Annotated in this window: 16 protein-coding genes and 3 pseudogenes; 15 read left to right on the top strand and 4 right to left on the bottom strand. The window is 44.8% G+C overall.

Features of this window, described 5'->3' with window-relative positions:
* Position 1: 1 nt before the first annotated feature.
* The 11 genes from trpCF (at position 2) to OQJ86_RS05230 (ending at position 11,391) form a co-directional block, all read left to right on the top strand.
* On the top strand, positions 2 to 1,441 hold the full coding sequence (trpCF, locus tag OQJ86_RS05280; RefSeq protein ID WP_038871867.1) for a bifunctional indole-3-glycerol-phosphate synthase TrpC/phosphoribosylanthranilate isomerase TrpF: 1,440 nt from the start codon (positions 2 to 4) through the stop codon (positions 1,439 to 1,441).
* Positions 1,442 to 1,505: 64 nt separating this feature from the next.
* Positions 1,506 to 2,696, top strand: coding sequence for a tryptophan synthase subunit beta (gene trpB, locus OQJ86_RS05275; RefSeq protein ID WP_005376781.1), 1,191 nt, complete (start codon positions 1,506 to 1,508; stop codon positions 2,694 to 2,696).
* Positions 2,696 to 3,502 carry a tryptophan synthase subunit alpha gene (gene trpA / locus OQJ86_RS05270; protein WP_265986962.1) on the top strand — a complete coding sequence of 269 codons (807 nt, stop codon included), beginning with the start codon at positions 2,696 to 2,698 and terminating at the stop codon, positions 3,500 to 3,502. The genes trpB and trpA overlap by 1 nt, the downstream gene beginning before the upstream one ends.
* 337 nt (positions 3,503 to 3,839) lie before the next feature.
* Positions 3,840 to 5,099 (top strand): dicarboxylate/amino acid:cation symporter, encoded by a 1,260-nt coding sequence (locus tag OQJ86_RS05265; RefSeq protein ID WP_265986959.1) that lies wholly within the window; start codon positions 3,840 to 3,842, stop codon positions 5,097 to 5,099.
* 158 nt (positions 5,100 to 5,257) lie between these two features.
* Positions 5,258 to 6,457, top strand: coding sequence for an acyl-homoserine-lactone synthase (locus OQJ86_RS05260; protein WP_265986957.1), 1,200 nt, complete (start codon positions 5,258 to 5,260; stop codon positions 6,455 to 6,457).
* Positions 6,450 to 8,993, top strand: a complete 2,544-nt coding sequence (luxN, locus tag OQJ86_RS05255; RefSeq protein WP_265986955.1) for a quorum-sensing autoinducer 1 sensor kinase/phosphatase LuxN — start codon at positions 6,450 to 6,452, stop codon at positions 8,991 to 8,993. The genes OQJ86_RS05260 and luxN overlap by 8 nt, the downstream gene beginning before the upstream one ends.
* Positions 8,994 to 9,087: 94 nt before the next feature.
* Entirely contained in the window at positions 9,088 to 9,330 is a 243-nt protein-coding gene (locus OQJ86_RS05250; protein ID WP_038871884.1) for a hypothetical protein, read from the top strand.
* Between the two features lie 133 nt (positions 9,331 to 9,463).
* Positions 9,464 to 10,036, top strand: coding sequence for a septation protein A (locus OQJ86_RS05245; RefSeq protein ID WP_038871887.1), 573 nt, complete (start codon positions 9,464 to 9,466; stop codon positions 10,034 to 10,036).
* A 137-nt stretch (positions 10,037 to 10,173) separates the two neighbouring features.
* Entirely contained in the window at positions 10,174 to 10,569 is a 396-nt protein-coding gene (yciA, locus tag OQJ86_RS05240; protein WP_038871890.1) for an acyl-CoA thioester hydrolase YciA, read from the top strand.
* 120 nt (positions 10,570 to 10,689) lie between these two features.
* Positions 10,690 to 10,986 (top strand): YciI family protein, encoded by a 297-nt coding sequence (locus OQJ86_RS05235; protein WP_038871892.1) that lies wholly within the window; start codon positions 10,690 to 10,692, stop codon positions 10,984 to 10,986.
* Between the two features lie 3 nt (positions 10,987 to 10,989).
* A complete protein-coding gene (locus OQJ86_RS05230) occupies positions 10,990 to 11,391 on the top strand; it encodes a GspS/AspS pilotin family protein (RefSeq protein ID WP_265986951.1) in 402 nt (133 codons plus the stop codon).
* A 103-nt stretch (positions 11,392 to 11,494) separates the two neighbouring features.
* On the opposite strand, the pseudogene metE reads toward OQJ86_RS05230, so the two are convergent.
* A pseudogene (metE, locus tag OQJ86_RS05225) lies at positions 11,495 to 13,778 on the bottom strand (5-methyltetrahydropteroyltriglutamate--homocysteine S-methyltransferase).
* A 263-nt stretch (positions 13,779 to 14,041) separates the two neighbouring features.
* Here metE and metR point away from each other — a divergent pair.
* The gene (metR, locus tag OQJ86_RS05220; protein WP_038871949.1) at positions 14,042 to 14,953 is read left to right on the top strand and encodes an HTH-type transcriptional regulator MetR; all 912 of its coding nucleotides are present in this window, start codon (positions 14,042 to 14,044) and stop codon (positions 14,951 to 14,953) included.
* Positions 14,954 to 14,974: 21 nt separating this feature from the next.
* On the opposite strand, the gene OQJ86_RS05215 is transcribed toward metR, so the two are convergent.
* Entirely contained in the window at positions 14,975 to 15,175 is a 201-nt protein-coding gene (locus OQJ86_RS05215) for a DUF4250 domain-containing protein (protein WP_005445023.1), read from the bottom strand.
* Between the two features lie 183 nt (positions 15,176 to 15,358).
* Positions 15,359 to 16,069, bottom strand: a complete 711-nt coding sequence (locus OQJ86_RS05210; RefSeq protein ID WP_198593898.1) for a hypothetical protein — start codon at positions 16,067 to 16,069, stop codon at positions 15,359 to 15,361.
* Positions 16,070 to 16,280: 211 nt separating this feature from the next.
* Between OQJ86_RS05210 and OQJ86_RS05205 the strand changes: the two are divergent.
* A pseudogene (locus OQJ86_RS05205) lies at positions 16,281 to 16,598 on the top strand (Ig-like domain-containing protein); the annotation flags it as partial.
* Between the two features lie 655 nt (positions 16,599 to 17,253).
* Positions 17,254 to 19,980: an Ig-like domain-containing protein gene (locus OQJ86_RS05200; protein WP_265986931.1), complete on the top strand. Its 2,727-nt coding sequence runs from the start codon at positions 17,254 to 17,256 to the stop codon at positions 19,978 to 19,980.
* Between the two features lie 74 nt (positions 19,981 to 20,054).
* Here OQJ86_RS05200 and OQJ86_RS05195 read toward each other — a convergent pair.
* A pseudogene (locus OQJ86_RS05195) lies at positions 20,055 to 22,423 on the bottom strand (EAL domain-containing protein).
* A 409-nt stretch (positions 22,424 to 22,832) separates the two neighbouring features.
* Between OQJ86_RS05195 and OQJ86_RS05190 the strand changes: the two are divergent.
* Positions 22,833 to 25,196, top strand: coding sequence for a YgiQ family radical SAM protein (locus OQJ86_RS05190; protein WP_104026589.1), 2,364 nt, complete (start codon positions 22,833 to 22,835; stop codon positions 25,194 to 25,196).
* The last annotated feature ends 240 nt before the right edge of the window (positions 25,197 to 25,436 follow it).

Raw genomic sequence — 25,436 nt, 5'->3', positions numbered from 1 at the left:
GATGACTGACTTCAACACTCAGCAAGCTGACAACCTGTCTGAACACGTTTCTAAGAAAGAAGCAGAAATGGCAGAAGTACTGGCGAAAATTGTCCGCGACAAATATCAGTGGGTAGCAGACCGTAAGGTGTCTCAACCGCTAAGCACCTTTCAGTCTGATTTGCTTCCATCGGACCGCAGCTTCTACGATGCTCTGAGTGGCGAAAAGACGGCATTCATCACCGAATGTAAGAAGGCATCTCCTTCTAAAGGTTTGATTCGTGATCACTTCGACTTGGATTACATTGCATCGGTTTACAACAACCATGCAGATGCCATTTCAGTCCTAACAGACGAGAAGTACTTCCAAGGCAACTTTGACTTTCTTCCTCAAGTGCGTGGTCAAGTCAAACAGCCAGTTATTTGTAAAGACTTCATGGTAGATACCTACCAAGTTTACCTAGCGCGTCATTACAGTGCTGATGCCGTGCTACTGATGCTTTCTGTCTTAAATGACGAAGAGTACAAAGCGCTAGAAGAAGCAGCACACAGCCTGAACATGGGTATCCTGACCGAAGTCAGCAACGAAGAAGAGCTTCATCGTGCTGTTAAGCTAGGCGCACGCGTTATCGGAATCAATAACCGTAACTTGCGCGACCTAAGTACTGATTTGAATCGTACTAAAGAACTGGCGCCGACAATTCGCGAATTAGCACCAAATGCGACCGTGATTTCAGAGTCTGGCATTTATACGCATCAACAAGTTCGTGATTTAGCGGAATACGCAGACGGATTCTTGATTGGTAGCTCGCTGATGGCAGAAGACAACCTTGAACTTGCAGTACGCAAAGTCACGTTGGGTGAAAACAAAGTCTGTGGCTTAACGCACCCAGATGACGCAGCAAAAGCGTATCAATCTGGTGCAGTATTTGGTGGCCTGATTTTTGTCGAGAAGTCGAAGCGTGCGGTTGACCTTGAGGGTGCTCGCTTAACCATGAGCGGTGCTCCACTTAACTACGTCGGCGTTTTCCAAAATCACGATATCGATTTTGTTGCTTCTGTCGTGACCTCTTTGGGTTTAAAAGCAGTGCAACTGCACGGCCAAGAAGACCAAGCTTACGTTAACCAACTCAAAGCCGAACTGCCAGCAGCAGTAGAAATTTGGAAAGCTTACGGCGTGACTGATGCGAAGCCAGAACTACTTGCAGACAACATTGACCGCCATTTATTAGATGCGCAAGTTGGCACTCAAACCGGCGGAACTGGTCAAGTGTTCGACTGGTCACTGATCGGCGACCCAAGTCAAATTATGCTAGCGGGCGGACTGTCGCCAGAAAATGCTCAACAAGCAGCGACACTAGGTTGCTTGGGATTAGATTTAAACTCTGGTGTAGAAAGTGCACCAGGCAAAAAAGATTCACAGAAGTTGCTCGCGGCCTTCACCGCCATTCGCAACTACTAAAGCTGGATATCAGCTAAAAAATTTAAAGCTATTCGTAGCGAAAAATACGAGAAGGAATATAACGATGGCAAAACTGAATGCCTACTTTGGCGAATACGGCGGTCAGTACGTTCCGCAAATTCTAGTTCCAGCACTGGAGCAACTAGAGCAAGCGTTTATCGACGCGCAAGAAGATCCAGAATTCCGCAGCGAATTCATGACGCTTCTTCAAGAGTATGCGGGCCGTCCAACGGCTTTGACTCTAACTCGTAACCTAACCAAAGGTACGAAAACTAAACTGTACCTAAAACGTGAAGACCTACTTCACGGTGGCGCGCACAAGACCAACCAAGTGTTAGGTCAAGCTCTGCTTGCGAAACGCATGGGTAAAAACGAAATCATCGCTGAAACGGGAGCAGGCCAACACGGTGTAGCAACTGCACTAGCGTGTGCGCTGCTTGGCCTTAAGTGTCGCGTTTACATGGGTGCAAAAGACGTTGAGCGTCAAAGCCCGAACGTATTCCGTATGAAGCTAATGGGTGCAGAAGTCATTCCTGTTCACTCTGGTTCAGCGACACTTAAAGATGCATGTAACGAAGCGCTGCGCGACTGGTCTGCAACTTATGAAGACGCGCACTACCTATTAGGTACAGCGGCAGGTCCTCACCCATTCCCAACGATCGTGCGTGATTTCCAACGCATGATTGGTGAAGAAACGAAGAATCAGATTTTGGCACGTGAAGGTCGTCTTCCTGATGCGGTTATCGCATGTGTGGGCGGTGGTTCAAATGCGATTGGTATGTTTGCTGACTTCATCGAAGAAGAAAGCGTTCGCCTAATTGGTGTTGAGCCAGCAGGTAAAGGCATCGATACAGACCAGCACGGTGCACCACTTAAACATGGCAAAACGGGCATCTTCTTTGGTATGAAAGCACCGTTAATGCAAGATCCTAACGGCCAAGTTGAAGAGTCTTACTCTGTATCTGCGGGTCTTGATTTCCCTTCAGTTGGTCCTCAGCACGCGCACCTAAACGCAATTGGTCGTGCAGAATACGACAACGTAACAGACGATGAAGCGTTAGAAGCATTCCAAGAGATTGCACGCCATGAAGGCATTATCCCTGCCCTAGAATCTTCTCACGCCGTGGCACACGCACTGCGTATGGCTCGTGAGAATCCTGAGAAAGAACAATTGCTGGTAGTCAACCTATCTGGTCGTGGTGATAAAGATATCTTCACTGTGCATGCCATCCTAGAAGAAAAAGGAGCGATCTAATGAGCCGTTATGAAAAGATGTTCTCGCGTCTAAACGAGAAAAACCAAGGCGCATTTGTACCGTTCGTAACGGTTTGTGATCCAAACGCTGAACAGTCATATAAAATCATGGAAACCCTGGTTGAGTCTGGCGCTGATGCACTAGAGCTTGGCATTCCATTCTCAGATCCGCTAGCCGATGGCCCAACCATCCAAGGCGCTAACATTCGCGCGTTAGACTCAGGTGCAACACCAGATATCTGCTTCGAGCAAATTGGTAAGATCCGAGCTAAGTATCCAGAGCTGCCTATTGGTCTTCTGATGTACGCGAACCTTGTTTACTCTCGTGGTATCGAAAATTTCTATGAGCGTTGCGCAAAAGCAGGCATCGATTCTGTTTTGATTGCAGATGTACCAACCAATGAAAGTGCAGAGTTTGTCGCAGCTGCAGAGAAGTGTGGTATTCACCCAATCTTCATTGCACCACCAACGGCAAGTGATGAAACACTGAAGCAAGTATCGAAGCTGGGTGGCGGCTACACTTACCTACTATCTCGTGCAGGTGTTACTGGCGCAGAAACCAAAGCAAACATGCCTGTAGGTCACATGCTCGATAGACTGAACCAATTTGATGCGCCACCAGCATTACTTGGTTTTGGCATCTCTGAGCCAGCACAGGTGAAACAAGCACTAGAATCTGGTGCCGCTGGTGCGATTTCTGGCTCAGCCGTGGTGAAGATCATTGAAGCGCACGTTGAGCAGCCACAAATCATGCTAGACAAGCTAAGTGAATTCGTATCTGCTATGAAAGCAGCAACACAAAAATAACGTATTACTACTCGCATAAATATGAGATCGATTCCTTATTTACCATTCGGAATCGATCTTTTTTTTAACATCCATTCTCTAAATTCCCCTCTTTCTTACCATATATTTTATAAACACCACCAAGTAAAAACATCAGCACGATCGATGGCAATCGTTTGCTTGCGATTAAAAAACTACCATTCATCAATGAATTCCCGATCAGTTGATAAGTTTGTACGGAAATTGTATTGCTAATTGTGAATGATAAGTGTAAAAAGCAAGGCGATATAATTATCCAAATAACAACTTTATATTGGTGGGTAATTTTAGGATTTTACATTTTATTAGCACAGAGGTTATGGAAGTGTTAAACAAAAAGAGTTTGCTAAACAACATTGGCGTACAAGTCGTCATTGCAATGATCGTAGGTACTGCCGTTGGTGCCTTCATGGGTCAAAGCGCGACAGTATTTGCACCACTAGGTGCTATCTTCATCAACCTGATCAAGATGCTTGTGATCCCTCTGGTCGCAGTAGCGCTTATCTCAGGTGCAGCAGGTCTAGGCAACAGCCAATCTGCAGGTAAAGTGGGCTTGGTAACGCTAGGTTACTTTGGTCTAACGTCTGCCCTAGCTGTCGCACTAGCACTGTTTATGGGTGAAGTATTCCAACCAGGCATGGGCATCGACGTTTCTGGCGTTGAAGGTATGTTCTCAGCTGAATACGCTTCAAAAGGTGAATTACCTACTTTCTGGGCAACCATCACTGGTATGATCCCAACTAACGTTTTCCAATCACTAAACGAAGCGAACATCCTTCAGATCCTTGTGTTCTGTATGTTCTTCGGTATCGCGATTTCAAAACAAGAAAAATCACGTCGCGAGCCAATCATCAATGGTGTTAACTGCATCGTTGACGCTATGGTTTGGATGATCAACAAAGTGATGATCATTGCGCCTATCGGTGTATTTGGTCTGATGGCTGAAGCGGTAGGTACGTTCGGTTTTGGTGCCCTAATGGTGGTCTTCAAACTGTTCGTCGTTTACGTAGCGGCAATCCTAGTGTTCGGCTTCGTGGTTTACCCAGCAATGGTACATATCTTCACTAAGACATCGGCGAAGAAATTCGTATCAGCAATGAAGAAGCCACAAGCAGTTGCCCTTTCTACCGCCTCTTCAATGGCAACGCTGCCTGTAACAATGGATACGTGTGAGAAAGAGCTAGGTGTTCGCAACTCAACAGCATCATTTGTTCTGCCTCTTGGTGCGACAATCAACATGTCTGGTAACGCGATTTACTACGGCCTAGTGGCAATTTTCTTCGCGCAATTGTTCAACATCGACCTAGGCATGGGCGCTTACATTGCGATCATCGTCACTTCGACACTGGGCGCAGTAGGCCAAGCGGGTGTTCCTGGTCCTTCATTCCTAGTAGTCGCGGTACTGCTTGCTGCTGGTATTCCAATCGAAGGTCTCCCACTATTGTTTGCGCTTGACCGTATCTTCGACATGATTCGTACCGCACTAAACATCACAGGTGATGCAGCATGTGCCGTTATCGTGGATGCACTTATTGAAGAAGAAGCACAACAAACTGAGCTTCAAAAGCAAGAAGCATAATTTAAATTAACGCTCATTCAAGCCGCTCCATCGAGCGGCTTTTTTTACGATAAATCTGCCTTAGGTAACCGTTTAAATAGAAACTAATGGCATATTTTGTTTTAAATGATATAAGAGCGGCATAAATAAAAAACCATAAACCTTGGCTAGGTTATCTCATGAATTTTACGTCGTCTTTAGGGGTGCTATCTGCGAGCAGCATGCCTATTGAAAAAAAACAGCTCGCGCTGATCAATGCGGTTCTTAGTGGTTTCGATACGCAAGAACGTCAAGTTATATTCCAATCCGTTACTGACTACCGAAGAAATCAACTCATTGCACTCTTCCCAGAACATAAGGCTAAGAGCTTTTCAGTGCTGTTTGAATCGATGGACTATCGTGATTTAGTACAACGTTACCCTTCCACCTTATCGCCTTACATTACGGCGTTAGAGCTTGTCGCATCTCAGTGCTTTACGCACTGGCTGGAGTTTTGGTGTGAATGTGAAATTGCAGCAATCAAGACGAAGCCTCCTGTACAGGAAATCTCTACAATAAGTACCAAATTGCCCTTTGAAGATAGCGCTTATTACGGTGCCATGATTGAACGCATAGAAGATGCTCAACTTATGGTAAAAACACCCTCTCACTCTCAAGCAATATCACTGAGTGATGCAGTCACGTTAAGTAATCTTGAGCTTTTTATACAAGGTGAAAAGTGGTACGAAATGCTGCCGTTACTGTTGCTGTCGCAAACAGGGAAGCACTTTATATTACTAAAACATCCAGACAATGAAGCGGTTCCTACCCTTGTTGCCTCTGCTTTGGTTCAGGATTGGGCTATTCACAACCGTTGGTTGAGCTACGCACCACAATTTAGCAACGAACAATGGCACTACTGTTTACCAAACCATGGGTACGAAGAACTAACGCGATTACAGCTTTTTACATCATCTACACTGTTAAAATGTTACTCTCTCCCAGAATTTGATCGCGAATTCAAGTTACTATTATCCGATACACAATCCGTGTGTGAAGTCCTGCGCTTGACAGTAAGTGGAAATGCCCAGCAGAAACTCTACTTTCTCTACCTTGCACAAAAAGAGCTAATGAACGTACTGTATCAAGCTGGTTATAAAGTAGGCTTCACCATCATTGAGCAACCTTTCATGCTCAACTTTTATCAGTCGATCGATAAGAAAGCGTATTTCCATTCTGGATATTGCGATCTCAATAATGACGGCAAAGAAACTTACCGGGGATTCTGGAATTTCGAAATGATGGTCAAAGCATTCAATCAAACCGATTTCCGCGCCTACAAACGCGCAGTGAGAGCCAACCGAAAACGAGCGTCATCCGGAAGGGATGAATATGTTTGATTTCGGTTTAGAGACAATCATCTACGCAAAAGCCATTACGCTACTTGCCACGGTAGCAGTGGTTTTTATGTGGCTGATTTACTACTGCTTTCGCTTAAAACAAAAAAACGAGGTTATCTTTGGGACGCATCACGCGCCTTACATTGCTTACTCTGTTTGCATCATTGCTTGGATAAGCAGCAATGCGTATTTCCATACCGAGCTCTTGCCTGATTTGGGGCCGGATGTCGGCATCTTTATGGCAAAGTTTGCTAACCTTGCGTCCTTCTTCGCATTTGCGTTCGCCTATTACTTTTCTTGCCAACTCTCTGCCGAGCAAAGAAAGGGCAAAGTACACCCTTGGCAACAACTGATCTTCGTCACCCTGACGGTCTACTCATTATTTATCAACTTACAACCGAACTTAACGGTAGAGCATGTCGAAATCGTTGGGCCTAGTGAGTTTGTCATTGAGTTTGGCCCACAGACCTCCTACTTCTTCATAGGTTTGGTAAGTTTCGTTGTGCTCACTTTGGTCAACTTAGTCGCCATGCGCGCTAACAGCAGCAGACTAACGCTAGCCAAAACCAACTACATGATCGCAGGCATCTTGGTGTTCATGCTATCAACGGCAACCATACACCTTGGCATGACTTACTTCATGGGTGACTTTTCACTGACTTGGCTACCACCAGCGTTGTCTATCAGTGAAATGTTATTCGTAGGTTATGCGCTACTCACCTCACGTTTTTATAGCGTCAAATACCTCGCATACATGTCACTCAGCGCATTGCTCGTATGCGCGATATTCGTTTTGCCTTTAGGTGCAATCTTCATCCCAATGACAGATAGCAAACAATGGTTAATCGCCACACCAATCTGCGCCCTAATCGGCATTACTTGGCATCTACTTTATAAACGAGTAAGCCGTTATTCATCGTTTTTGATTTACGGCAATAAGAAAACACCCGTGCAACAAATCTTAGCGCTTGAGGATGAGTTCAAACTGTCGATTGATGATGCGATGAGACGTTTGGGAATATTACTTCAAATCCCGAACGACAAGCTCCGCTTGGTGACCAGTAATTACACTGAGACATTTTACGAAGACTACTTGTCGTCAAACAAATCTGTCTTAGTGTTAGACGAACTCTCTGACGAGATTGACTATGCAAGCTCATCAAAGGGCTCCGTAAAAGCCTTGTACGAAAAAATGAGTTCAAACAATACGGCTTTGGTTATGCCACTCTTCGGGCAAGGCAAATCCGTGACGCACCTATTGGTCTCACCACATAAGATCAACAATCAGTTGTTCTCAAATGAAGAGATCTCCGCGTTGCAAACCTTGCTTACACGTGTTCAAAGCACCATTGAGGCCGATCGACGTATTCGTCAAAGCCGTGCGCTGGCTAACTCAATTGCCCACGAAATGCGTAATCCTCTCGCTCAAGTTCAATTGCAATTTGAGGCTCTGAAGCAGCATATTGAAAACCAAGCGCCGATTGAGCAGATAAAAATTGACATCGAAAATGGTCAGGCGGCCATCCAACGTGGCCGTCAGTTGATTGATATCATTCTTCGGGAGGTCAGCGACAGCGCCCCTGAACATGAGCCCATTGCCCTCTCTTCAATTCATAAAGCGGTCGATCAAGCGGTCAGCCACTACGGTTTTGAAAATGAGAAGATAATTGAGAGAATTCGTTTACCACAACATACTGATTTTGTGGCCAAGCTAAATGAGACCTTATTTAACTTCGTTATTTTTAACCTCATTCGTAACGCAATTTACTATTTTGATTCCTATCCAGATAGTCAAATTGAAATCAGCACCAGTACTGGGGCTTATGAAAACGTGCTTGTGTTCCGCGATACCGGTCCTGGTATCGACGAGACGATCTCTCACAAAATCTTTGACGACTTCTTCTCTTACCAGAAAAGTGGTGGTAGCGGCTTGGGGCTTGGTTATTGCCAACGCGTAATGCGTTCATTTGGCGGGAGAATTGAGTGCCACTCAAAACTGGAAGAGTTCACCGAGTTTCACCTTTATTTCCCTGTTGTCCCTAATGCGCCAAAAGCTGAAACCTTACGTACGCCTTATTTCACGGATTGGAAGAATAGTCACACTGAACAAAAAGCCAAATCGAACGTACAAATAGATAAACACGCACCAACCGTACTCATCGTTGATGATAAAGAAGTGCAACGAGCATTAGTGCAAATGTATTTAAACCAACTTGGTGTGAATAGCTTGCAAGCCAAGAACGGAGAGAATGCGGTCGAACTGTTTGAAGCTAACCACATCGATTTGATATTAATGGATGTGCAAATGCCTGTAATGAATGGATTTGAAGCCAGTGAAAAGATAAAAGCGCTATCGCCTAACACGCCGATCATTGCGCTCTCAGGAGAGTCTGGAGAACGCGAGCTTGAAATGATTGCCAAGCTCATGGATGGGCGTTTGGAAAAGCCAACGACTTTAAATGCCCTCAGGCATGTCCTGAACAACTGGCTCAACAAAGACACCGCGTCGAATTCTTTCGAAATTGAGAATGAATAATTGGCACCTGATATGCATTACTGAAGTACAAACGAATTATCCATAGATTCAAGCCCTCTCTTTATTAGCGGGGAAACTTGATAAGGAGGTGACCATGATGCTTCATCGACATACTTATTACGGCTTGATTCACCACGGTATTAAAACCTTACTTTTAGACCGTGTTGGACACTATACAGAAGAAGAATACCATCAGTACCTCAACCTGATGACGGGAAAATCAACCTGCTTCACCATGTCCCATGACGAACTAGAAGCAACAGTCGATAACCTGTTACGCGAAGGCTATTTGGAAGATGTGAAAAACCTCATCACTCGTTACCAAAACGTAGCCTGAACCTCTTCCTTCTGTCCAACAAAATAGCCGCTGAATGCGGCTATTTCTTTCCTCTATATTCTATAATATATTCACATTGCCTCAGATTCCGCTAGACTGTCCTCAACTCAATAACTAGGTAGTTTTTTGCATCATGAAGCAAATCCTTGATTTTATTCCACTCATTGTCTTCTTTGTCCTATACAAGATGCACGATATCTATGTTGCGACAGGCGCGCTTATCATCGCAACGGCTATTCAAATCGTGTTGACGTTTGCTCTCTACAAGAAAGTAGAAAAGATGCAATTGGTTACTTTCGCAATGGTGGCTATCTTCGGTGGCATGACCATATTTTTCCACGATGACAACTTCATCAAATGGAAAGTAACCATCATCTATGCACTGTTCGCTGTTGGCTTAGCCGTAAGTCATGCTATGGGCAAGTCCGCGATCAAAGGCATGCTTGGTAAAGAAATCACTTTGCCTGAAGCGGTCTGGACCAAAATCAACTGGGCATGGGTTGGCTTTTTCTCGTTCTGTGCCGGCCTAAACGTATACGTAGCGTTTAAGCTCCCACTCGATGTGTGGGTTAACTTCAAAGTGTTCGGTTTACTGATCGCGACATTCGCTTACATGATCGCTACGGGCTTCTACATCTACAAGCACATGCCAAAAGATCAAAAAGAGAAGAAAGAAAACTCATCCGATGTTTCGGTTGATGATTAAAAGCTCAATTTTGCTATAATCTTCTTACATTGATTATTTACAGCGACCTCAGGGTCGCTGTTTTGTTGTTTGCGCCAGAAATCTTGGTGCATTATTTGCTCCATTTTTGAGCTTAATAAAGATTGTAGGATGTCATCATGAATCAAGAAGGTCATACACCAAAAGGCCAATTATTGCTTCGCACCCTTGCTATGCCCGCTGATACTAATGCCAATGGCGATATCTTCGGCGGCTGGATCATGTCCCAACTCGACTTAGCTGGCGCGATTCTGGCTAAAGAAATCTCCTTAGGCCGAGTTGTTACTGTCTCGGTTTCTAGCATCACATTTAAAAAACCTGTCAGCGTCGGCGATGTTGTCTGTTGTTACGGAGTATGCTCAAAGATCGGCAGAACTTCGATGAGTGTAGACCTAGAAGTATGGGTGAAGCCTGTTAAAGTCGACGGTGTAGAAGAGCGCTTCATGGTTTGTGACGCCACATTCAACTATGTTGCGATCGATAGCGAAGGTAAACCACGCCCAGTTCAAAAGTAATAACTTGGTTTAATATAACGAATTGCTAGGAACAACCTCACAAATTCCATTGTTGACTTGTGAGTGGCACAAAAAAGGCGTTAAATTAAGACTTTACCCTACCAATTAAGGAAATATGCTATGTGGTACGTCATTTTTTCTCAGGACATCGAGAACTCATTAGAAAAACGTCTGAGTGTTCGCCCTCAACATCTTGAGCGCTTGCAGCAACTTCAAGACGAAGGACGTCTACTCACTGCAGGTCCAATGCCAGCCATTGATTCCGATAATCCGGGTGAAGCAGGCTTTACTGGCTCGACAGTCATAGCAGAATTTTCCTCTTTGGAAGAAGCTCAAACATGGGCTGATGCCGATCCATACATTGCAGCGGGCGTTTACGAAAATGTCATCGTAAAACCGTTCAAGAAAGTGTTTTAAGTTATGAAAAAATTACTGTGTCTTTTCCTCGTATTCGGTGCACTAGCAGGTTGTTCATCAAGAGATGACAAGCAACATCAACTTGAGTTGATGGCTTCTAACCGCGCTGGTGTTCTTTCTGCAGGTTTACCGCTTGAATACGGTCCATTAAAAATCTTACGCATTTCTTCCAACAAAAATGTGGTTGAGATGATGATGATTTATAACGATGATGCGCTTGGTGCCAAGCCGTTAAATCAAGTAGTGAACACCAGTATATACACTTACTGCAATACACCAGCGGTGCGTGAGCAAATTGATATGGGCTTGATGTACCGAATCAAAGTACGCAACTCCCGCGGCCAATTAATGGCGGATGAGTTGGTGTCAGCGCAAACATGCAGCGCAGGTCAAAAAGCACAGTAATACGCGACTCAATCTTCTTGAGTTAGACGCTCGATAAAATAAAAAAGCGAGGATAGATATCCTCGCTTTTTTGTTTCTACGGCCAGTTTGAAAAACTAAGCGCTTATACGAGTTCAGCTCTGAGCTTCTTAGCAGCAGAGACAAGGTTACCTAATGCGGCTTCGGTTTCTGCCCAATTACGCGTTTTAAGTCCACAATCAGGGTTCACCCACAAGCGTTGCGCCGGTATTTTTTCAGCTGCTTTCTTGAGTTAGCCTTCAATCCACTCCTCCGTTGGAATGTTCGGAGAATGGATGTCGTACACACCCGGACCAATTTCGTTTGGATAATTAAACTCTTCAAACGCTTTGAGTAATTCCATGTTCGAGCGAGATGTCTCAATGGTAATGACATCCGCATCCAACGCCGCCACCGAATCAATAATCTCATTGAACTCGCTATAACACATGTGGGTGTGAATTTGCGTTTCCGGTTTCGCACTTGCCGCAGAGATCTTAAACGCATCGACGGCCCAATTTAGATATTCTTTATGGTCACGCTTCTTCAATGGTAAGCCTTCACGAATCGCTGGCTCATCGATTTGAATAATGTTGATACCCGCCTCTTGCAAGTCTGAGACTTCATCACGAAGTGCAAGGGCCAGCTGGTCTGCAATTTCTTTGCGAGTAATGTCTTCACGTGGGAATGCCCAACACAGAATCGTCACTGGACCAGTTAACATGCCCTTCATTTGCTTGATGGTCAACGATTGTGCATACGTCGACCATTCCACCGTAATCGGTTTTACACGCTCAATATCTGCGACCACAATCGCTGGTTTGACACAACGAGAACCATAGCTCTGTACCCAACCAAATTGAGTGGTTTGGAAGCCCGCCAGGTTTTCAGCAAAATACTCCACCATGTCATTACGCTCAACCTCACCATGCACAAGAACATCAAGATCGAGTGCTTCCTGGCGTTTCACCGCATCAGCGATGTGTCCTTTCAATGCCTGTTTATAATCTGATTCTGAAAGTTGACCATTGCGGAAGGCACTTCTCTGAACCCGAATTTCTGCCGTTTGTGGGAAAGACCCGATAGTCGTAGTCGGCAAGAGTGGCAAGCCAAGCACTTCAGCTTGGTGTACGGCACGCTCTTCATAAGGTGCACTGCGCTGACTGAGCGCCGCCGTGATTTGGTTCAAACGAGACTGAACGTGTGGTTTGTTAACATGTGAAGCGGCTTTACGATCTTTAATGGGTTGACTATACGTATCACAAGCTAAAATCGCATTTTGGTCTCCATCAAGCGCACGGCCAAGCAAGGCAACTTCCGTTACTTTTTGTTTGGCGAAAGAAAACCAACTTTTTACTTCTTCACTTAACTCCGTTTCTAACTCTAGGTCTACCGGGCTGTGTAGCAATGAACACGAACTGGCTACCCATAAATTGTCGCCAAGTTTCTCTTTAACTGGCTATAAGCGCTCTAATTGAGCACTTAAATCCGATCGCCACACATTACGTCCATTCACCACGCCCGCAGACAATACCCAGCTACTAGGCAGTTTTGCTACCACTTCTTCAAACTGCTCAGGCGATGCAGATAAATCGACATGAAGTCCATCAACATTAAGCTCGATGATTTTATCCAACGTGTCCGTGACCGAATCAAAATAAGTGGTTAGCAACACTTTTACGTCACTACGAATGACCTGATAAGCTAGCTTGAACGCATCCAACCATTTACTTTCCAGCTCAAGCGAGAGAATCGGTTCGTCAATTTGTACCCATTCCACACCTTGACTAGCAAGTTTAGAAAGAATTGCTTGATACGCAGAGAGTAGCCTTGGCAATAAAGTCAAACGATCAAAATCTTCTTCCATCTCCTTACCTAGATAGAGGTAACTGAGCGGCCCAAGCAAAACAGGTTTTACTTTGTGGCCGGCTTTGACTGCCTCATTCACTTCGTCAAAAAGCTGTGGCCAACTGACTTCAAACGTATCATCCTTGCTGAACTCAGGCACAATGTAATGGTAATTGGTATTAAACCACTTCGTCATATCAGAGGCTGCCGCCCCCCCCACAGTCGCAAGCAGATTGAGATTGACCACGACCGACTTTAAATAGTGTGTCTAAATCTGGAAACCCACTTGCGTGTCGCTTTGGTACATGTCCCAATAGCAATGTTGTGGTTAAAACATGATCGTACCAAGCAAAATCACCCGCAGTTGTGAAGCTCAAACCCGCCTCTGTTTGTGTGTTCCAGTTTTGTGCTCGCAAGTTTGCCCCTGCTCGCTTAAGCTCCGCCTGATCGATTTCACCACGCCAGTATTTTTCCTGAGCAAACTTAAGTTCTCGTTTTTCACCAATGCGTGGGTAACCAAGAATATGCGTTGTCGTTGCCATGTCCGTATTCCTTATTCAGTGTCTGATGTTGAGGTCAGAGCATCGAGAGAAAACCTATCAAGATGTCTGGATGGCTAAAGCTATCGCTCTGGTAACCGCATTGAACAACATCCAATTATTCAACTTGTTTATTAAAAAATTTCATATTGAGCGATCTCACTCGCACTAGACTAAAACAAATGGACGTCTAGACGTTTACATATCCATTTTTTATGGGTAAGTTAATAAAGCTCATGGCAGACATAAAAGGATGAATGGGATTCATGATAGAGTTGAAACACTTACGCACACTCACTTCACTGAGGGATACTGGTTCATTAACGGCAACCGCAACCGCTTTGCACCTGACGCAATCTGCCCTTTCTCATCAAATAAAAGATCTTGAATCTCGTATTGGTGGGCAGCTTTTTTTGCGCAAAACCCGCCCCGTTAAATTCACTTCAGAAGGTGAAATTTTGCTTCGTCTCGCTGATGAAATCTTGCCAAAACTCGCCAAAGCAGAAAACGAGCTTGCGAGCTTGAAAGAGGACGTCAACGGTCGTTTGCACATGGCGATTGAGTGCCACTCTTGCTTCCAATGGTTAATGCCAGCACTGAAGGAATACCAATTAACTTGGCCAAGTGTGACGCTCGATTTCTCTTCCGGCTTCGGCTTTGAACCTCTACCAGCCCTGTTGGCTGGCGAGCTTGATTTGGTCATTACATCAGACATTCAGCCACGCTCCGAAGTCCATTATGAACCGTTGTTTGACTTCGAAATGCGCTTGATTACTTCGACTAGCCACCCATTAGCGAACAAAAACGTCATTGAGCCTGAAGATCTTGCTGATCAAACCATGCTTTCTTATCCAGTACAGAAACAAAGATTGGATGTGGTCAAACACTTCTTACACCCTGCGGGAGTTGAGCCAGCCAAGTGGAAACAAGCGGACAACACATTAATGCTCGTACAAATGGTGTCAGCAGGATTGGGGGTAGCAGCATTACCAAATTGGGCGATTTCTGAGTTCTCGCGCCAAGGTTTGATTACCAGCATGCCTTTTGGAGAGGGGTTATGGCGTAGATTGTTCGCAGCAACACGTAACTCAGAAAAAGAGAAACGTTACTTACAGGCTTTCTTTGCAACAGCTCGCCAGCAATGTAAAAGCCACCTTGATGGGATCAAGATGGCTTAAAGATCGACAATTGAAACGAAACTAACGTTCGTAAGATTTAAATTGATTGGTCAGTGGGTCATATTGATAGCCAAGCATATCGAGCTTGCCCACTACCGATTCCACATCCATCTCGTACATCGATACCAACTCTTCAAAGCTATCACATTCTAAGCGCAGCTTTTCATTAACGATACCCAACAAGATAATGCTGTCCCAGTTACTTACGTTGCTTAAATCCATCGCGACACTCCTCTAAGACAAGGTATTTGACCCCAATTCCGTTGAGCACGTGCGTCAGGACTCTCTCGAAATGAATGAGGCTATAACTAAAGCGTAGACTTAATCGAATGTTTTGAAAGTGAGATCGATCTAAATCCCGAGCTCACAAAAAGAAAAGAAGACAGAAGTGTTAGTTCGTTCGGTCTATGCCCCCAATAGGAACAGCCCCTGTAAGCTTGTCATTGAAGCCAAAGCAAGAAGCAACGCTGCCGCCAATTGCACTTTGTTTGGCGCTTTATGAGTGAAGAGATGCCAGCACCAAACCACGATTGCCATAATCAGCATCGCCAGTGACGCTAGAATATGTTGTGTCACGCCATTCAATGTCGCTTCATCCAACTGATAAGCAGAAAACAACGTCATCACGACCAACAGCATACCCGAAACAACACCCGTAACCGGTAAGATTCGGTGAAATGCTTGCAAGCGGCTACGTGCGATAACTAGAAGTAACTGCGCAAACACGGCACCTAAGAAGAAGATCATCAATGCCACTGAAGCGCTTGCCGCCCAATGCGGTTGCTCAAATAGTTGAATGCTCACGTACGCGAACGCCAAACCGTTCGCTAGATGCAGAGCCCATAATGGCCCTTTCTCACGTGTCTTCTTAGTCTGAACTTGAGAGTAAAAATAAAAGATCGCGAATACGATCATGAAAGCTTCAATACGAAGCGACGCCACTGCCAACCAAAGTACGCCAATTGATGGCAACATCTTATGCAGGCGACCACGTTGACCAGGGCAGATATCACCCTTAATCAAAAGTAAGGTCAACAGCGCTTGGGCGCCAAATAGCATTGGAGGAAAAGTTAACAGCAATTGTTGAATCATGTTGAATGCAAACTCAAAAGTCATTTTGGGGTGGCGATAATAGCAAATCACCTAATGGTCGACTAGCCCGTAACTTCACCACTCGCTCGCAGAGTTCACAAGTCAGCATCTCTTGAGGGGCTGATTCGCTTTCCGTGTTAGCATCGCCGCGAAATAGCCGTCAAACCTGCTATTTAATCTCTCCGCTTGAACTTTACATTTTGCAATAAAATGAAAGTGTAAAGTCAAAAACAACATGAAAAACAGAACGCTCATCTCTATTCTCTTTTGTCTATTTTCGTTAACAGGCTGTGATTTCAACAAAGATCCAGTTCTCTCCCTATCATACGAAGAGTCCACGGTTTCTCATGAGTTAGTCATTCACGCTGAATCTCAGTCACTACCCAAAGGGGATAAGCTCTATTTACGCGCTCAACTTCTTGACTCAGAGAATAACAGTTGGCTTACCGAAACAGATACCGTGATTTGGAATAGCTCGAATGAGAAGGTCGCGACGATTAACTCAAGCGGCTTATTGCTTGCGAAATCACAAGGAGCCACAACCATCACCGCATCAATAAATAAAGATGGTCTCGCCTTCTCTGTAAGCTTAGAAATCACAGTGTCCGAAGCAATGCTCTCAAAATTAACTCTCGTATTGGCAAACGAAGGTTCAACACCTAAAGGCTTAACGCTTCCCTTTCAAGTCATGGGGGAATATTCAGATGGAAACCGCATTGATTTGACTGACTCTTCGGAACTTCAGTGCCATATCGCAGACTCTACTGTCGCCCAACTCACACTCGGGAATCCAGCCAACCTCATCCAAGGAATGAGTGTAGGGAATACTGTACTTAACTGCACATATGGAGATACCGCCTTAGAGGCAGGTAAGAAAATCTCTATCAGCAAAGCCATACCTGTCGAATTGTCCCTTAGCCTAGAGCATTCAGAACTGCCTGTCGGTTCGAGCTCTCAAATACTCGCGCTCGCTAAATTTTCAGATAGTTCAACGCAAGAAATTACAAACGCGCCGGAGCTCCATTTAGACATCAGGGATCGCTCGCTGGCATCTATTATTCAAGAACAAGGTCAAACCCAATTATTTGCTACCTCTACCGGGACAGCAATCTTGACGGCGAAAATTAAAAACACAGAGCTGTCCGACGAAGTATCAGTCGTCATTACTCCAGCTGAGTTTTCTACACTCAATGTAACCCTCGAGAAAGATGAAATACCCTTGGGGCCTCTCAACGCATGTTCAAGCACTGGCAGAACTTACAGACCAATCCACTATCAATGTCACACGAGACCCTCGAGTGATTTGGTCTGTGCTCCCTGTAACCATTGCTCGAATAGAAACAAAAGAGAACAAACTGACCATCAAAGCGCTTAAATCTGGTCAAGCGACGCTCGTTGCCTCGCTGAACGATGGACAAATACGCTCGCAAGTACCGTTTAGCGTATCCGAACCTGTGGTGACCAAACTTAGTTTATCTCCCAATGTCGATTCATTGCCTAAAGGGTTATCTCATTCATTTCAAGCTTGGGCCACATACTCGGACGGTTCCATTGCCGAAGTTACGTCTGCCTCAGAATTTCAATGGAGCGTAGATAATACAGACATCGCGACATTTGAACTTAGTCCTCATAAAGGAATGATAACGGGCATTCAAGTTGGTGAAACCAACATAACAGGTACACTTTCTGATAGATGGCGTAGTACCGCTACATTAACGGTTTCAGATGCTATCGTTACCGAGATCAGCTTTGATGAAACTGAGCTTTCTTTACCCGTAGGGCTAGAGCATCCTTTGAAAGTAAACGCCCTATTGTCAGATGGAAGTGTCATTGATATTTCGAACTCTCCTGAGATTAGCTTTATTGTTAGCAATAAAGAGTTTGCCGATTTTGACGACCAAGAAAGAAATGTGGTTGTTGGAAAGAATATGGGCTCGACCACAATTACAGCACTCGCTAAATTTAATTCATTAGAACATCAAAACCATATGACATTGTTCGTCATGCCTCCCGTAATAAAACGACTTTCTCTAGAATCAACATTTACAGAAATAACGGCTGGAGTTCCTCTGGTACTGCAAGCTATCGCAACCATGACCGACGGCTCTGAGGTTAACGTAACAAACAGCTCAACATTAGATTGGAGCGTCGAACCCGTTGGTAGCGCAGAGCTTACTCAATCAACGGAAGTGATAACGCTTACCGGAATTGAAAAAGGTGAAATAAAAGTCTCTGTTACTGCGGAGTCTTTTCCCTCAATGGTCACAACTCAGAAAACATTCACTGTTATCCCTAAGGACTACACGATTACATTGGTAGAAGAAGCGATATCTCCTCTAAGTCGCTCCGTTTTCGAAGGTTATGACATCGATGATATAAAAATTAGGCATAACGGTTTAACAAGCTTTGATTTGTTGAACACAACACCACGCTACTTGAATAATCCTTTAGTCAGAGTCAATCAACAACACTTTCGCATTACGGGGGTTATCTCACCATTTAAAGCTATGAATTTTGAACTGCCAGAATGGTTTGATGAACCCATCGCTTCTGCTTATTTCGTTGATGAGCAACCATTGTTCAAAGCACATATACGAGCTTATGCCGACGTCAGACAAAATGACGACAAATACGCACAACCAACGACAGAAAACGTTTATCAATATGAAAAAGAGTTGCGTGGCTTCAAACAGTTAATGAATAACTATGACTATAACCATCAGTTTATCGGCTTCATTCAAAGCTATATGAATTCAAGAACCCGCATGATCCGGCATGAAGATCATTGGTGTGAAGTAGAAACGCTACTGACATCAACTCGTTCAATAGAAAGCAGTTCTGACCACTTTGCTAAATTCAAAGGTAACGATACTTCACCACATACATTGAAACACGTAAGTCTTATCGCAAATAAGCCGAGTGCGACCTACATGATGCTGACCCGAGAAGCCAACGGCGTCGCAACGGTTGGAGATGGGTGGTTGAGCGTACGTGATTTTAGGTTGTTTTCTGAAGGGGCTACATCACCTAAAACAACCTACCTACACGAAAAGATGCACAACCACGACTTCGGTCATAAAGGAGGGATGACCTATGGCTACCCCGCAGAGACTGGCAAGTTTGTGAATCAATCTTGGACACAGTTTTACGAAGATGGCGCGGTTGAGGCATCGACACCCACACTAGCAAGCCAATACGAACTCAAAGATCTGGGTAAACAGTTTAAGTTAGAGATTTCATTTTTAGATAAGAGCACATCGGCGCCATCAAACCGACATATTGATAAGTTCATCTTACTCACCACTTCTTTGGCTAAATTAGAGCGTAGCTATCTAATTGATCATAATAACAATGCCATCGAAATTTACCCAGAACTCGACTCTGGTTATGAGCACACGTATGTATTTAACAATATTGAGCCAATTCAACCTCAAAGCATAAGTGAGGCGAACTCTGAACCAGTCGCGTCAAAACTCATTTTTGTTTTTGATAAACCAGAACAAGCAAATACAAACAACATCCCTACATCTATCATCTTTATCGGTGGTAACAGGGAAGATACAAAGCAACAAGCGAACCTCGTAATCAACTACTCAGGTTCAGGAGGATTTGTAAGCAAAGATGGACAGTTCGTCTATCTAACCAAGCAATGGAATAAAAATGACAATAACGTCTTCACCAATGAAGTAAATACACTCTCACCAATTGAAGCGGAACAGTTCTGCAAAGAGAAAGGACTCAACCTAGGAACATTAAAGCCATTTCGCTCAAGAGATATGATGGATTTTCAAACGAAATATCAGAAATACGGAACTCAAGTGGGGCTGTCGTACGAAACTGGTACACCGATGGCGATCTCAGTACCAACCACTTACCGACCAAATACTATTACAGAAGTAGAAAAAGGTGCCGTAATTGTATGTAATGAGCAGTGAACTGAATGAAAGCAGCATTGAGCACTTTTACCAGTCCCCAACACTGCCCATATAAAAGATCGATGCAACTAATACTAGCTCTTTGCCAGATAACTCAACGCATCTTCTTGAGTTAACAAACCACGGTACTGATTTTGTGAATCACAAAGTATCCATGGAAAGGCCGTTCCTGCTGTCACTAGCTCTCGAACGGTCGAGACAGGCAAGTTCGCATCCACCAGCTCAAACTCTGTACTCATGATTTGATTCACTGGTCGCTTCCAAATCCTATTCTCACGTTCCGATTCCAAATCAGTCCCCATCGTTGGTGTTAAGTGCAAGTTGATTTGAGCTTTAGTAATCAGACCAACGCATTGCTTTTCATTAATGACTACCAAAGGCGCCGTCGGGCTCAAGTTCATGTACTCAACGGCGAGTGACAATGGCTCACCCGGATCAAGTCGACGAACATCGATATGGCTGAGAGACATCAGTGGTGCATCTTGCGTCGGTTTTACTTTCACGTTGTTAAAGTGCTTTTTGTGACACTGTGGCTTGTCCAGTAGCACCACAGGTACCGCTTGAGAAAACAAAAAACCCTGCATAAAATCAACACCAAGGTCTGCAAGCTCTGTTAGTTCTTGTTGCGACTCAACCCCTTCAGCAACCACTTTCACGCCAAGCTTGTGTGCTAACTCAGTGATCATTTTGACGATGTTGTAACGAGTGCTCCCTTCTTCGATACCTCTGATAAATTTTCGATCTATTTTGAGCAGATCAAACTGCCCTTCTTCAAGGTAAGAAAAGGAAGAGTAGCCAGTACCAAAATCATCAATAGCGATCTTGATGCCCTTGTCACGCAGTTCACTCAAAGCAAGGGTATGCTCTTTATCTTGTTCAAAATACGCAGTTTCCGTGAGTTCGATAGTGATTCGATTCGGATCAACACCACTTCCAGCAATCAAATCATAGGAACTTTGCAAAACTTGCAGCGCATCCAACTTGGTATTCAGTGAACGATTCAACGTTAATCCTATTTCTTCTCCATAAACTTTCTGGATATGAGGAAGTTGCTTGAGTGCTGTGCGGCAAACGAGATCATCCAACGCAGCAATCAACTCTAAATCCTCGACAACTGCGATCATCTCTTGGGTATCATAGGTTTTATTCTGATGATAGAAACGCGCTAACGCTTCGAACTTCACCACTTTGCCCGTACGTGTTTCAATGATCGGCTGATAATAGACATCAACAAGTGGGCTCTCAATTTGTGCTCTTAGAAAGGCTTCGAGATGATGACGCTTGACGAGTTTATCATGCAGTTCACTATTATAAAAACTGAAGTAGTTCTGGCCTCCACTCGGAGAGGAAACCATCGCTTGCGCTGCATGCACCAGTGCTTGTTTTGGATTATCAGTATCGTAACCGAGCACCGATACACCAGTTTGTCCTTCTACTATTGCATCATGCATACTTGATCCCAACTCACATCTTAATTCCGAAAAAAAGCCTCGTAACGCAATCTGAATAAGACGCAGTGGGCTTAACCATTGGCATCGAGGCGTTTGCAAACACACTACAAATACGTCCCGCGACAACTGACCCGCAATACTGGCGTGGCGACTTCGCATCACAAAATCGGAAAAACCTAACTGCTGCTCAAGTAGGGACTGCTGTGAGAATTTCGGTCTAATTGTCACGATGATATTGAGATCTTTGTGGCTATTTTCATCCACAATAATGAGGCAGAAATATCGGTAGAAAAACCGAGGTAAAGCGTACGACCAGAATTGAACACTAACCGATAAATGCAAAGATGATGCGCTTGGTTACTCCCATTCACGGTACGACTAAGAAGGTTACCACTCCAAAAACCGTCAGTATCAATGTCTTGCCAGATCTGTTCGTAAAACGCTTTACTATGATGTTCAGAACTTAAAATATGGGTTTTCAGACCAACAAGGTCACGGTTTTCATAACCCATTTGCTGCTCGAACGCTGGGTTGCAGCCTAATATGCGAGTGTCTTGATCGGCGACCAAAACGCCTACGTTGGGTAAATCGAAAATGGTTTCCAGAATTTTGGCTAACTCTTCGCACCCGGTAATACTCAATTGCGGGATGATGGCACCTTGCACGATATGACCGTTAAGACGCTCAAAGCTCAACGCTACATGCACGAGTCGATCATTATCTAGCATCAGGCAACCAGAAAACTTACCATGCCCACCATTTTGTTCTACATCTAAGATGTGTTGCTTCGCGCTGTCACCCTGACCAAGCAACATGTATTGAAAAACATCATCCAAACTATTCACTGTCTGTTTTAAGCCCAAAACAGACATCATGCTTTGCTGGTCACATTCAAACTCATGTGTCTCGATATCATAAGACCACTCGATCACTTGAGAATGACCGGACGCAGGCTGCACTTCTCCTTGTGCTACGGATAGCATTTCACTCATAACCTAGCCCCCTATTGTATCGGCTTAAGACTTTGAGAGCGCCACCCATGTATGACGATTGTTTGCTGTAGTTTTTTGATTGCAAATCGGTCAATACCATTTGAAACATCAACGATGTTTACGGCGCGTTTCAGTCAACAAGCGCGTGCATTTTAGTATGCACTAATACAATTATAGGAACAGAATTCGATAAGCACACCATTGCTTATTGCTAATTTTTACAAGGTTAAAAAACCCAATAACCATAAGGGATTGAAGGACATAATTGCGTAAAAGTCAGCGATGGAATTGAGAGTGATTTTCATCTCCAAATAAATCTAGTCGAACTAAGCTTTATATAATCACTTGGGTATAGATACCTGATCATCAAATCGCTATAATTCGCGCTCCCTGGAACAGAGAGCAAAATATGACCAACGACATTACTCCTATTCATGAGTACAAAAAATACTGGGCTGAGTGTTTTGGTACGGCACCTTTCTTGCCGACCAGCCGCAAAGAAATGGATGCCCTAGGATGGGATAGTTGTGACATTATCATTGTCACGGGTGACGCGTACGTGGACCACCCAAGCTTTGGTATGGCAATCATTGGTCGTCTGTTGGAAGCACAAGGATTCCGTGTCGGTATCATTGCTCAACCAGAATGGAACAACAAAGATGCTTTCATGCAGCTTGGTAAGCCAAATCTGTTCTTCGGGATCACTGCGGGTAACATGGACTCCATGATCAACCGTTACACGGCGGACAAAAAGCTTCGTCACGATGATGCTTACACTCCAAACAACGAAGGCGGCAAGCGTCCAGATCGTGCAACCTTGGTGTACTCACAGCGTTGTCGTGAAGCCTACAAAGGCACACCTATTGTTCTTGGTGGTATCGAAGCCAGCTTGCGTCGTGTTGCTCACTACGATTATTGGTCAGACAAAGTTCGTCGCTCTGTTCTGTTCGATGCAAAAGCAGACATTCTTCTTTTTGGTAACGCTGAGCGTGCCCTCGTAGAAGTCGCGCACCGTCTTGCTGATGGCGAAGACATCTCGACCATGACCAACATTCGCGGTACTGCGGTTAACCTGCCAGCCGAACCAGAAGGTTACACCGTTATTGATTCTTCTCGTATTGAGAAACCTCGTAAAGAAGCGTTCGTACCAAAAAACCCTTACGAAGTGGAAACTCAGTGCGATACCAAAAAAGAAGAGCCTGTTGCACAGCCAATCACTATTCGCCCATCACGTCATGATGCAGCGAACACAGCGGTGCGCCTACCAGCCTTCGAAAAACTGCACAACGACCGCATTCTTTATGCGCATGCAAGCCGTGTGCTGCACTTAGAAACCAACCCATACTCGGGTCGTGCTCTATTGCAACGTCATGGTGACCGTGAGCTTTGGGTGAACCAAGCGCCAATCCCTTTAACTACAGAGGAAATGGATTACGTATTCGGCCTATCGTACGCGCGTGTTCCTCATCCTATGTATGGCAAGGCAAAGATCCCTGCTTACGACATGATCAAAACTTCGGTTAACATCATGCGTGGCTGTTTTGGTGGCTGTTCTTTCTGTTCGATTACCGAGCACGAAGGCCGCATCATTCAAAACCGCTCTCAAGATTCCATCATCAACGAGTTAGAAGAGATCCGCGACAAGGTTCCAGGCTTTACCGGTACGATTTCTGACTTGGGTGGCCCTACAGCAAACATGTACCGTCTTGGCTGTAGCGATCCAAAAGCGGAAGCAAACTGCCGTCGCCCTTCTTGTGTGTTCCCGGGTATCTGTAACAAACTGAATACCGACCACAAACACACCATCGATCTTTACCGCGCAGCTCGCAAAGTAAAAGGTGTTAAGAAGGTCATGATCGCATCTGGCGTACGTTACGACCTTGCAATTGAATCACCGGAATACGTGAAAGAGCTTGTGACCCACCACGTAGGCGGTTACCTGAAGATTGCACCTGAGCACACAGAAAAAGGTCCACTGGATCTGATGATGAAGCCGGGCATGGGCACTTACGACCGCTTTAAAGAGATGTTTGAGAAGTACAGCGCGGAAGCAGGTAAAAAACAATACCTGATCCCTTACTTCATCTCGGCGCACCCAGGTACAGAAGACGAAGACATGCTGAACTTGGCTCTATGGCTGAAGAAGAACAACTTCGAGTGTGACCAAGTACAGAACTTCTACCCATCGCCAATGTGTAACGCTACGTCAATGTACTACTCAGAGACTAACCCTCTAAAACGCGTGAAGTACAAACAACGTGAAGATGTGCCAGTGGCGAAAGGTGAACGTCAGCGTCGCCTACACAAAGCCCTACTTCGCTACCACGATCCAGCGAACTGGCCAATGATCCGCGAAGCGCTGATCAACATGGGTAAAAAACACCTGATTGGTGATAAACCAAACTGTCTGGTTCCGGCAGAAGACATTGATGCGCAAACTCCAGCTCAACGTCGTAAGTCTGGTCGTCACGGTGCAAACCGTTTTGCGACCAAACACACCAAGAACCAACCAGGCTTCGGTGGTCACTTAAATAAACGCTCTGAAGGTGGCTCTCGCGACGGCAAGCCATCTGGTAACCGCAACGGTTCAGGTAAAGCGCAAGGCGGACAAAACGGCCAAGGTCGTGGCAACCAAAACGGTCAGCGTCCTAATACGGGATCACGTCCTGGTAGCAACAACCAAAGCCGCTCAAACGGTGCAGGTTCACAAGGTCAAGGTCGTCCTCAAGGACAAGGCAAACCAGCGGGTCAACGCAAACCTAAGCGCCGTTAATTCAATAGAGCTTGAATAGAAAAAAGGGCTTCAGAGGTAACTCTGAAGCCCTTTTGTTTTGTCTTTCGTTTGTGACTATCACTGCGATGCCATTAAGAACTTCACACTAGAAACTACCCCCTCAGAGAACCGCCTTTCTAGAGCATCCGAGTATCCCTTTCTATAATCGGATTAAGGTAAGCAAGCACGTGATATCTAGTCATGTACATGAGCGCAGGAATACAAATTACTGAATTGACG

The organism is Vibrio sp. Sgm 5 (assembly GCF_026241575.1).
Classification (GTDB): Bacteria; Pseudomonadota; Gammaproteobacteria; order Enterobacterales; family Vibrionaceae; genus Vibrio; species Vibrio jasicida.
Note: the sequence above shows the minus strand (reverse complement) of the source record. Positions and strands in the feature narration are given on the sequence as shown.